Raw genomic sequence first — 11,085 nt, 5'->3', positions numbered from 1 at the left:
CATCGCTGCTGGTGGGTCAACCCTGTTCCACGCAAGTGCGGCCTCGTCCACGACTTTCGCAGTTGCAGATGCCGTGTCCGGGTCGGGGGCGCCGGACGGGCGAGGTGGAAGGCTGAGGCGATCGTGGTCGTCGATGACGAACGCCGAGGGAAAGCGCTCCGGCAATTTCGCCAGTCGGGCCGCGGTCAGCACAATGCCACTCTCCCGAAGGACGTCGGCGATTTCGTCGGGCGTGAGCGGCCCTCGTTGTGCGATCACGTCAGATGCTGCGGCGACATTCGGGGGTAGCGCCCGCGTTCCCATAGCTTCACTCCCCCGTTGCTGCCCCCGAAAGCTGCGGCAGCAAAGGGTCAGAGCCGCGACATGGCCCGCCCTGCCGGGCACTGCCGCACATCCGACCCGCTTTCGAGCCGGCGACCGATGACAACGTTGGCAGAGGCTGGTCAGCACCCGCCAGCAAGATCACCGGCTGACTCAACGTATGCAGCGATTCAGGCGGTCGGGATCCTCCAGATGGACGGGTTCGACCAACCGAGCTGCCACCGAGCTGCCCCGAGTCGACCTGGGAAGGCTCCTGCCGGCCCAGACAATCCAACCCACCAGCGCCCGTCATGATCGTTTCGTGCGACTACCCGGTCCCCCGTCGCGCACAGCTCGCCGCGAGGTACATCGACAATCGCCGACGACCTCAGCCCGCTATGCGCCCCATTCGGACAGGAGCGGACCGGCAGGTGCGTAACGTGCAGGGGTAACCCCCTGACGCGAAGAGGAGACTTCATGTCCAAGCCACCGCTTCCCGAGGCCGCGGTCGCCATGCTGCAGAAGCCGAACCCCGCCGTCATGACCACGCTTCGCAACGGTGGTCAGCCGGTGTCCGCCGCCACCTGGTACCTGTGGGAGGACGGCCGGATCCTGGTGAACATGGACGAGAGCCGGCGCCGGCTGGACCACGTCCGAAACGACCCCCGGGTCTCGCTCACCGTCCTGGATGAGGCCGGCTGGTACACCCACGTCAGCATCATCGGGCACGTCGCCGAACTGCGGCCCGACGAGGACCTCGCGGACATCGACCGGTTGTCCCAGCACTACACGGGAAATGCGTACCCACGGCGGGAGCGCGCTCGGGTCAGCGCCCTGATCGAGATCGACCGCTGGCACGGCTGGGGCGCGCTCAAAGACAACAACCAGATCGGCTGACCAACGCGGCCCGGCCGGCGGCACCGGCGGCCGGGCCAGCGACCCCACGGTCAGGGCTGCACGGTGGTGACGGACGGGGCGCCGACGCGGGTCACCAGGTAGCCGAAGGCCGCCGCCGTGAAGAACATGACGATGCCGTAGACGGCCCCGGGGATCGCCATCTGCGTGCTGTCGAGCAGCGCCGGGCTGAGCGCGATCGTGATGGCCAGGGTGCTGTTGTGGATGCCGATCTCGAACCCGGCCGCGGTGGCGGCGCTCCGGTCGACCCCGGTCAACCGGGGCACGCCGTACCCGATGGCGAGGCTCAGCAGGTTGAACGCGAGCACGGCCAAGCCGACCGAGACGAAGTAGTCGGCGATGTTCTCGCGCTCGCCGAGCACGGCGCCGGCGATCACCGCGACGAGCACGACGACGGACAGAATCCGGACCGGGCGGTTCAGGCGCTCGGCGACGCGAGGTACCCGGGCCCGGATCAGCATGCCGATCGCCACCGGGACGAGCACGATGGCGAACACCTGCAGCACCTTGTCAAACTGCAGGCCGATGCTCCTGCCGTCGGGCAGGAAGTACGCCGCCGACAGGTTGACCAGGATCGGCAGGGTGAACACCGCGAGCACCGAGTTGATGGCGGTCAGGGTGATGTTCAAGGCCACGTGCCCGCCGAACAGGTGGCTGTAGAGATTGGCCGTCGTGCCACCGGGGGAAGCGGCCAGCAGCATCATCCCGACGGCCAGCTCCGGCGCCAGGTCGAAGACGACGACCAGGCCGAAGCAGAGCGCCGGCAGCACCAGCACCTGGCACACCAGGGCGATGACGGCGGCCTTCGGATGCTGGGCCACCCGGCGGAAGTCCGCAATGGTCAGTCCGAGACCCAGGCCGAGCATGATGATCCCGAGGGCGATGGGCAGGCCGATCAGAGTCAGGGCTGAGTCCATGACACAACATCGTTACCACCCGGTAACGACTCCGCCATCCCCCATGTGGCCGGACGGCTCTTGACCCTCGACCGTGATCGGCTTAACTTCATCAATCAGACAAGACTCTTTACTAATTCCGCTCCATTCCTCGTGGGAGTGCCGATGCGACCATTCCGCCACCGCCGCCTGACCGCCGTCGTCGCCCTGGCGACCATGCTGGTCACCGCCGCCCCGCCAGCCGCCGCAAGCGCAGGTGACAAGACCGACCGCCGGGCCGGTTACCACCGGGTCGGCTACTTCACCCAGTGGGGCATCTACGGCCGGGCCTTCCCGGTCAAGAAGCTCGACACCTCCGGGGCCGCCAGCCGGCTCACCCACGTCAACTACGCCTTCGGCAACGTCAGCGAGGACGGCCGCTGCTATGTGGACGGCGGGCCGGGCGAGGGCGACGCCTGGGCCGACTACCAGCGTCCGGTGCCAGCCGAGGAGAGCGTCGACGGCGTCGCCGACGCCCCTGGTCAGGCGCTCAACGGCAACTTCGGCCAGTTGGCCAAGCTGAAGGCCAAGCACCGCGACCTGAAGGTACTGATCTCGCTGGGTGGCTGGAGCTGGTCGACGTACTTCTCGAACGCCGCCCGCACCGACGCCTCCCGCAAGGCCTTCGTCGCCTCCTGCATCGATCTCTACCTCAAGGGCAACCTGCCGGGTGGGGACGGGAGCGCGGGTGGCCCCGGTGCCGCCGCCGGCGTCTTCGACGGCATCGACCTCGACTGGGAGTGGCCGAACTGGGCCGGTGAACCGGGCAACGTCATCCGCCCGGAGGACCGGGAGAACTTCACCAAGCTGCTCGCCGAGTTCCGCCGGCAACTCGACGCGTACGGCCGCAAGACCCACGCGCACCACCCGCTGACCGCGTTCCTGCCGGCCAACCCGGCGACCATGGACGCCGGGTACGAGGGTCGCAAGATCTTCAAGTACCTGGACTTCGCCACGGTGCAGGGGTACGACTTCCACGGCGGCTGGGAGGCGGTGGCCAACCAGCAGTCGGCGCTGCGCGTTCCGGCGGGTTCGCCGGACAACCCGGACTTCTCCGTCGAGGTCGCGATCGACGGCTGGATCGCCCGTGGTGCGCCCCGCGACAAGCTGGTCCTGGGCATCCCGTACTACGGCCGGGGCTGGACCGGCATCACCGGCGGCAATGGCCTGTTCCAGCCGGCCACCGCGCCCGCGCCGGCCACCTTCGAGGCCGGGTACGAGGACTACAAGAAGCTCAAGACCCTGGCCGGCAACGGCTTCACCGTGCACCGCGACCTCCGCGCCGGGCACGCCTGGTTGTTCGACGGTACGACGCTCTGGACGTACGACGACCCGGCAATCGTGCTGCAGAAGACGCTGTACATCCGGCGGGCCGGACTGGGCGGCGCCATGATCTGGTCCCTAGACGGCGACGACGACAACGCCACGTTGACCAAGACGATCGGCCTCGGGCTGACCACCTGGTAGCCGTACCCCGCTTGCGGCAGTCCCCCCGGCCCGTCGCCGACCGATTCCTCGGCCGGCGGCGGGCCGGTGGTCCATGCGACGGCCTACCGCTGGGCGGGTGCCACCGCGTGTACCGCGGCCTCGATCAGCCCGGTCACCTCGTCCATGTCACGAGCCCGGCGCACATCCAACTCGGCCGACCATCCGTCCGGGCCGGTGAGCTTCACCGTCACGTCGTCGCGGCGGTGGGTCAACCAGCCGGCGACGGCCTGGACCAGCACCATGACGACGCCGCCGCTGTCGACGGCCACCAGCAGCGCGTCCGTGCCATCCGCCGACCTCTCGTCGGACGGCGTCGTGGCACCTGCGGCGCGCGGCGCCGTCACCTTTTCGCGCAGCCGGTCCTCGGACCGCAACCAGGACGCGAGAGAACGCCGAGAGTCGGCGGACGGAAGATCCGGATGGACCGAGAGCGTGATCGTCTCCAGAAACGCCGGCATTGTCTCCTCCTTCCGGGCGAGGACAACGAGTACGGGTTCCCCCGTCATCCTGCCAGCCGGCTCCGGTGTCGGCATCCCACGCAGTCACCGAAGTCGATCAGACCTTGACCGGGGTATCGACGGTTCATAGGCTCCGGCCACTGTGAGGCATCTCCCGAGAAGGGAAGCACGAGACATGGCCCGATCGAAAAGTCCGTTCTGGACGGTTCCCCCGAGGCGGCTGGCGAGTGCCGCCGCGATCACGCTCCTACTCGGCATGACTCCCCTGCTCAGCGGCACGGCCGCGAGCGCCGCGCGGCCCTCCCCCTGCAGCAACGACCCGACCGCCCGGCTGAGCACCGTGCCCACTCCGGAGGCCGTGCTCGGTTTCCCGCTCGGGGCCGGCCAGGAGCGGGTCGTCACCAACGACGAGGTGCGCGGATACCTCGGGGCCGTGGACGGAGCCTCCGACCGGGTCGTCACCGGCGTGATGGCCACCAGCGTGCTCGGCCAGCCGCTGCCGTACGCGGTGGTGTCCAACGAGCGCAACGTGCGACCGTCGGAGCTGCGCCGGATCGCCGACGACGTCCGCGACCTGCGGGACCCGCGCCGGACCAGCGCGAGGACGGCCGCCCGGACGGCGAAGGACAGCCCGGCCATCGTCTGGGTCACCGCGAACGTACACGGCGGCGAGAAGAGCGGCACCGACGCCGCGCTCAAGACGCTGTACGAGCTGGCCGCCGGACTGTCCTGCGCGGTCGCCCAGCGCAACGACAACCTGGTCACCATCATCGTGCCAACCCAGAACCCGGACGGCCGCGACGCCACCCGGCGGCAGAACGAGTTCGGCTTCGACATGAACCGGGACTGGTTCGCCCGCACCCAGCAGGAAACCGACGGCAAGCTCGAACTCCTGCGCCGGTACCCGCCGCAGGTCTTCATCGACGCCCACGAAATGGGTGGCCGCCAGTACTTCTTCCCGCCCAACGCCGACCCGATCCACCACGAGATCGCCGGCGAGGCGGTGGACTGGATCAACCGGATCGGCGAGGCCAACAAGGCCGGCTTCGGCTACAACGGCGCCTGCGCCGACGACGACGCCACCGAGTGCTACTTCAACTACTCGACCTACGACATGTTCTTCATGGGCTACGGCGACACCGTGCCGACCACCGGCTTCGGTGCGGCCGGCATGACGTACGAGAAGGGCAGCGCGTCGGCGGTGGCCGACCGGGTCCAGCAGCAGTTCAACACCCAGTGGGCGACGCTCGGTTGGGCCGCCGCGAACAAGCACGAGGTGCTGACCGACTACTTCGACATCTGGACCGACGCTCTCGCCCAGGGCAGGGCGGGCACGCTGGAGCCGAACGAGGTGGTCGAGCCCACCAACGAGGTCCAGTTCCCGGTACCCGACATCAAGATCCGCTCGTACTTCCTGCTGCCCGACCGGCAGCTCGCCGACGTACGCCAGCTCGTCGAGCGGCTGCGCCGGATGGACGTCGAGGTCTACGAGGTGCAGAAGCCGACCCGAGTGCCGACCGCCCGGATCTTCGGCGGCCGGTCGGCCAGCAACGTGACCGTGCCCAAGGGCGCGTACTGGATCCCGATGGACCAGCCGCAGAAGCACTGGATCCAGGCGATCATGGGCGAGGATCCGTACACCCCCTTCCCCTACTTCTACGACGTCTCGTCCTGGAGCAACCCGCTGCTCATGGGCGTGTCCACGATCTACACCGGCGACAACGTCAAGCCGAAGGCCCAGCTGGTCCGGAAAATCTCCGGCGGCCGGACCGCGCCGGCGTGGCCGTGGGGCTCGTACACGTACCCGCTGGACTCGGCGGCTGCCGCGGAGTTCACCTTCACCCTGCTCGGCCGTGGTGTGCCGCTCGTGCGTGACTTGAACACCAGCGCGGTCGCCCTACCGGCGAGCAAGCTGAGCCGCGAGGTCGACGAGCTGGCCGAATCACTCGGGGTGACCCTCACCCCGGGCGGGCGGGCCACCGGGACACGGCTCGCCCTGCCGGACGTGGGGCTGTTCCAGGGCACCGGCATCTCCACCACGTCGGGCTCGCACGGCGAGGCCCGGTACATGCTTGGCAAGCGGTGGGGGCTCGACCTGAAGCCGGTGACCACGGCCGACATCAACGACAACACCGAGGCGTTCACCGGACGTACCGTGCTGCTGGTGCCGGACGGCAGCAGCCCCACCGGCGGTCTGACCGCAAACGGGCAGGCCAACCTGCGCGACTGGATCGCCCAGGGCCACACCTACATCGGGCTGCGCAACGAGGGCACCCGGGTGGCCCGGGCCGCCGGGCTCACCTCCACCACCGAGAAGCCCAAACCGGCCGGTTACCAGGTGCTCGGCTCACACCTGCGAGTCGACGTCGACCACGACAGCCCGGTGGCGCTGGGTCGCCCGGCGGAGGACTTCGAGTTCAACAACAGCGACCCGATCCTCAACCCGACCACGACCGGGACCAACGTGCTCAGCTACCCGACGGGTGACACCTTCTGGGCCAACGGCTACACCGTCGGCGGCGACACCCTGAAGGGGACGGCGGCACTGGTCGACGAGCCCACCGGAGCGGGTCGGGCGGTGCTGTTCGCGTTCAACCCGCTCTTCCGGGCGTACAACGAGAATGGTCTGCACCTGGTGGCCAACGCGCTGCTCTACCCGGCGGGCGTGGGCGCGACCACCGCGCCGGACGCCCGGCGCTCGCCCGGGGTCGACGCGGCACGCGCGAGCGCCGCAGCCGCGCCGGTGACGCCGGAGCTGGGCGGCGGGTGGCGGCCGACCACCATCGAGGTGGCGGCCACGGACCTGGCGCGTACCCGGGCGATCGTCGAGCGTTTCACCACGGACGCGCAGGCGTCCGAGGCGGGCGGGTCGGCCTATCTGGTGATTCCGAACCCGGAGGGACGCCAGGCCGACGAGCACCCGTTCCTGGGTGATCTGGTACGCGCCCTGCGCGCCGCCCAGGTGCCGCTGCGGTCCGTGGTGGGCTGACGCGGGACCGGTACAGCGAAGCGCCCGTCCCCGCGTTGGGGACGGGCGCTTTCGTGCGTTCCGAGATCGGCTACGGCCGCCCGGCGACCTGGGCGACGAACGCCCGCCACGACACCGGCCCAAAGACCAGCCCGACGTGGCGCTGCGGGACGCGCGGCCCTGGGCGACCGGCCGATAGTCGACCACTCCACGTAAACACCACCTCGACGTAGCTGCGCCGTCGATTCGCCACGCCTCGCAGTCAAGCCTGGCAGCGCGCCCCCAGCCAGAATGCTGATCTTGTGACACGGGAACCGGGACATGAACTGCGACAGAGGCCATGGGACTGAACAGTTCGCAGGTAACGGAAACTGTCCAAGATCTTCGGTCGGAGGCGGGGTATCTGGTCCAGCAGTCCACCGCGCGATAGGAGGGGCCCGCCAGGAGTGCGAAACGCCACGAGAGCCGACGTCCGGGGCCCTCGGTGGCCGGCGGTTCGGCGTCTCGTCGGGGCTGCGGTCCGGCCGACGCTCGCCGAGCCGACGTACCTGCATCGTGGACGCCGCGACACAACACGACGGTCCGGCCGGCCCTAGGAATGGGCCGGCCGGACCACGCCGGCGGCGTCAGCCGGTGGTGCAGACGGTGCCGTTGAGGGTGAACGCCGTCGGCAACACGTTCGGGCCGCTGTACGCGCCGACGAAACCGGCGCTCACGCTGCCACCGGCGGCGATCTGCCGGTTGTCGTCAGTCGGAGTGACCCGCACGGCCGCACCGACCTGTTCCCAGGTGGCGCTCCAGCCGCTGCTCACCTGCTGCCAGCCGGTGGGCCAGGTCCAGGTGAGCGTCCACCCGTTGATCGGGCTCGTCCCGTTGTTGGTGATCTCGATGCCGCCGATGTAGCCGTTGCCCCAGTCGCCGCTGGTGGTGAAGCGGACGGTGCACGCGCTCGCGGACGGGCTGCCGGTGGCGAAGGTAAGCGGCGGTGAGGACCAGGACACCCGGCCGGCGGTGTCGCGAGCCAGCACGTTGACCGTGTACCTGGTGCCCGGCACCAGGTTGCCGACCGTGAACGAGGTGGCCGCCGTCTCGCCGAGTTGCTCGCCGATCGCACCGTTCTGCCGGTACACCTCGTACTTCGCGATCGGGCTGCCGCCCGGTGCGGCCGCCGGCCAGGAGATCGTCGCGGTCCGGTCGGTGACGCCGCTGGCGGTGGGCTGACCCGGCGCCGAGGGCCGCCCGCCGGTCGAGCCGGCTGGGCGGAGCACCAGCGTGGTCAGCGAGTACGGCGGCAACGTCCGGCTGGTCGCGGAGCCGGACTGGCCGGTGGCGATGCCGGTGACGCCGTTGGCGAGGGTGGACACCGTTGGCGCGCCGGCGGACGGGATGAACCCCGCGTAGCCGATGGTGACCGGATGCGCCGTGTCCGGGTCCTTGTTGACCAGCAGCACCGCGAGGTCACCGTTGCCCCGGCGGACGGCGTGCGCGGTGACCAGCGGCTGGTCGGTGCCGGCGCGGACGAACTGGTCGCCGGGCTGGGCGAAGCGCTTCATCATGGTCAGCCCGTGGTACGGCGCGAACGGCGTGTTCAGCGGCGGCTCGCAGACCGAGCCGTCCTCGGTGCAGGCGCCGCTGGAGAGCATGCCGAAGTCGCCGTAGTCGGTCTGGCCCGCCACCTCCGACACGGTGCCGATGCCGTTGTGCACGTTCCACCAGTGGGCGGTGAAGACCCCGTTCTCCAGCAGCGCGCTGTAGGCGTCGGCCAGGAAGAGCGCCGCCGGCTGGGTTGTCCGGCCGGCGTCGACGTTCAGCTCGGTGAAGCTGATGCCGATGCGTGCGGCGTTCGGGCCGGCGTACCGGGTGAGCTGCTCCCGGAGCAGGTGGGTCGCGTCGGGGATGTGGCTGATCCGGGCCAGCGACTCCGCGGCGGTGCCACCCGGGTACCAGTGCACGTCCACAAAGTCGATCTTCGGGCCGGCGAGGGAGAGCACGGTCTGGTTCCAGGAGCCGGGGTCGCTGCCGGCGGTGATCCCGTCCGGCCAGTTGCCCGGCATCGTCAGCACCGCGCCGACCTTGATGCCCGGGTCGACGGCCTTCATCGCGTCGGCGTACTCGACGACCAGCCTCGCGTACTGGGTCGCGCTCTTGTCCGGGTGGTCATCCGCTTCCCAAGCCGCTCCATAGTGGCCGTTGCCGTAGTTCTCGTTGCCGACCGTCCAGTACCTCGCGCCGTAGCCCTTGGTCACGTTGGCGTACCGCACCCAGTCGGCGGCCTCTGCCGGCGAGCCAGTGCCGTAGTTCGCGATGATCATCGGTTGCGCGCCGACCCGCCGGACCGCCGCCATGAAGGTGTCGAAGTCAGTCCCCGGTGCGACGTACCCACCGGGCGCGGTGTGATCCTTCCAGTGATAGATGTCGGCATACGAGCCGCCTGGGTAGCGCATCATCTGCACACCGGCGTCGCGCAGCAGGTCCGACGTCTCGGCGCTGCCGAGGTGCTGATCCCAGATGGCGTGGTTGACGCCCAGTGCGGTGTCGGGCACTGTCGCCAGCCCCGCGCGGGCGTTCACGGTCACGGCGACCGGGTCGGGTGCCGCGCTGGCGGTCGGGGGGTTGATACCGGAGAGCGCAGTCGCGGCGAGCAGCAGGCTCGCCAGGAGGGCCGCGCGGGCTTTCGGGTTCTGCATGGGCTGGGTTCCTTCGCGGAGGTGGGTCGCCCAGCCGGTCAGGGTGCAGCGCGGCGGTGGGCAGACTCGTGGACGGATGGCGCTCTTTGGTCCATCGCTCGTTTCACCCGTCCCCCGGAATCCGTGCTGGATCCCGGCTGCCCATTGGACGGACGTCAGCCCCGCGCGCGCGGCATGTCATCGACGCACAAGAATCTCATGCTCGGCTCACCGACCTCAAGGGAGTAGCGCCGGCCTCGTACACCGGCGCCGCTGCGTCTCAAGGACGAGCGTCGTCATCGTCCCGCCCACCATGACCTGAGCGACGCCCGCGGACACTAACGGCGGCCAGCAGAGTGACGACCGCTGCCGTCAACTGCAGCACGCCGCCAAGCAGATCGACCAGGCTGGAGATGGCGGTAGCGTCGGGAACAAAGTCCATGGCGGCCTCCGGGTTCGTGCCCACCGTCCGCTTCCTGCGGAAGGCCCTCCCCCGGGCCCAGCGGACAACCGCTTGAGCGCCGCCGTCATTGTGGCACCCTCCCGCATCCAGGCGGAAGGCGTGGACCGCGGGCCGCCACACCGCCCGGTCCCGGTCGTCGCGACCGGAACCGGAATAATCCGGCGGCATGCGGGGACGATTCGGTGCGGTCAAGCGGTGGTACGGAAAGCGTCGGCGGTTCGTCCGCTACATGCTCCTCGCGCTGGTGGTTGGTGCGATCCTGCTGACCGGCGGAACAGTGGCCAGCGTGGCGTGGATCCGCGGTGACGCCGAGGGCCACCTCTACAGCGAGGTCGACGTGCCGGACGCGCCGGTCGCCCTGGTATTGGGCACCAAGGTGGACGCGGATGGCACGCCGTCTCCGTTCCTCGCAGCCCGCTTGGAGATCGCGCGGCGGCTGTTCGACGGCGGCAAGGTCCGGGCGATCCTGGTGTCCGGCGACAACATGAACGCCGACTACAACGAACCCGCCGCGATGCGGCGCTGGCTGGTCGACCGGGGCGTGCCGGCGCGGAAGGTGGTGCTCGACCACGCTGGCTTCGACACGTACGACTCCTGCGCACGGGCGGAGCAGATCTTCGGAGTGACGCATGCGACGGTCGTGACCCAGTCCTTCCACCTCCCCCGCGCCGTGGCGCTGTGCAGGCGCCTCGGCATCGACGCCAACGGCGTGGGCGACGAGACCGCGAAGCGGTACGCCCAGACGTGGCGGGTCAGCTCCTCCCGCGAGCACGGCGCCTGCCTCAAGGCCGCGCTGGACCTGGTCTCGGGTCGGGACCCGGCCCACCTCGGCCAACGCGAGACCGGCATCGACGACGCCCTCCGGAGCGGCTGAGAACGAACGCCGAACCGC

General features: G+C 69.8%; 8 protein-coding genes. 4 read left to right on the top strand and 4 right to left on the bottom strand.

Going from position 1 to position 11,085, the window contains the following annotated elements; genetic code table 11:
- Positions 1 to 777 precede the first annotated feature (777 nt).
- The gene (locus ABZV00_RS10740; protein WP_355604145.1) at positions 778 to 1,197 is read left to right on the top strand and encodes a PPOX class F420-dependent oxidoreductase; all 420 of its coding nucleotides are present in this window, start codon (positions 778 to 780) and stop codon (positions 1,195 to 1,197) included.
- 50 nt (positions 1,198 to 1,247) lie between these two features.
- Here the strand turns inward: ABZV00_RS10740 and ABZV00_RS10735 are convergent, their stop codons facing one another.
- The gene (locus tag ABZV00_RS10735) at positions 1,248 to 2,132 is read right to left on the bottom strand and encodes a bile acid:sodium symporter family protein (protein ID WP_355604143.1); all 885 of its coding nucleotides are present in this window, start codon (positions 2,130 to 2,132) and stop codon (positions 1,248 to 1,250) included.
- Between the two features lie 144 nt (positions 2,133 to 2,276).
- Here ABZV00_RS10735 and ABZV00_RS10730 point away from each other — a divergent pair, with 144 nt between their 5' ends.
- Positions 2,277 to 3,617 carry a glycoside hydrolase family 18 protein gene (locus ABZV00_RS10730; RefSeq protein WP_355604140.1) on the top strand — a complete coding sequence of 447 codons (1,341 nt, stop codon included), beginning with the start codon at positions 2,277 to 2,279 and terminating at the stop codon, positions 3,615 to 3,617.
- Between the two features lie 83 nt (positions 3,618 to 3,700).
- Here ABZV00_RS10730 and ABZV00_RS10725 read toward each other — a convergent pair whose 3' ends face one another.
- Entirely contained in the window at positions 3,701 to 4,096 is a 396-nt protein-coding gene (locus tag ABZV00_RS10725; RefSeq protein WP_355604137.1) for a hypothetical protein, read from the bottom strand.
- 256 nt (positions 4,097 to 4,352) lie between these two features.
- Here ABZV00_RS10725 and ABZV00_RS10720 point away from each other — a divergent pair, with 256 nt between their 5' ends.
- On the top strand, positions 4,353 to 7,085 hold the full coding sequence (locus ABZV00_RS10720; protein ID WP_355604134.1) for a M14 family zinc carboxypeptidase: 2,733 nt from the start codon (positions 4,353 to 4,355) through the stop codon (positions 7,083 to 7,085).
- 605 nt (positions 7,086 to 7,690) lie between these two features.
- Here the strand turns inward: ABZV00_RS10720 and ABZV00_RS10715 are convergent.
- Positions 7,691 to 9,751 carry a cellulose binding domain-containing protein gene (locus ABZV00_RS10715; protein ID WP_355604131.1) on the bottom strand — a complete coding sequence of 687 codons (2,061 nt, stop codon included), beginning with the start codon at positions 9,749 to 9,751 and terminating at the stop codon, positions 7,691 to 7,693.
- Positions 9,752 to 10,010: 259 nt separating this feature from the next.
- Positions 10,011 to 10,196 (bottom strand): hypothetical protein, encoded by a 186-nt coding sequence (locus ABZV00_RS10710; protein WP_328417910.1) that lies wholly within the window; start codon positions 10,194 to 10,196, stop codon positions 10,011 to 10,013.
- A 163-nt stretch (positions 10,197 to 10,359) separates the two neighbouring features.
- Here ABZV00_RS10710 and ABZV00_RS10705 point away from each other — a divergent pair, with 163 nt between their 5' ends.
- Positions 10,360 to 11,067, top strand: coding sequence for an ElyC/SanA/YdcF family protein (locus ABZV00_RS10705; protein WP_355604128.1), 708 nt, complete (start codon positions 10,360 to 10,362; stop codon positions 11,065 to 11,067).
- Positions 11,068 to 11,085: the final 18 nt, after the last annotated feature.

It is taken from the genome of Micromonospora sp. NPDC005173, assembly GCF_040608515.1.
In the GTDB taxonomy this organism is placed as follows: domain Bacteria; phylum Actinomycetota; class Actinomycetes; order Mycobacteriales; family Micromonosporaceae; genus Micromonospora.
This window is presented reverse-complemented; position numbering and strand designations above follow the sequence as displayed.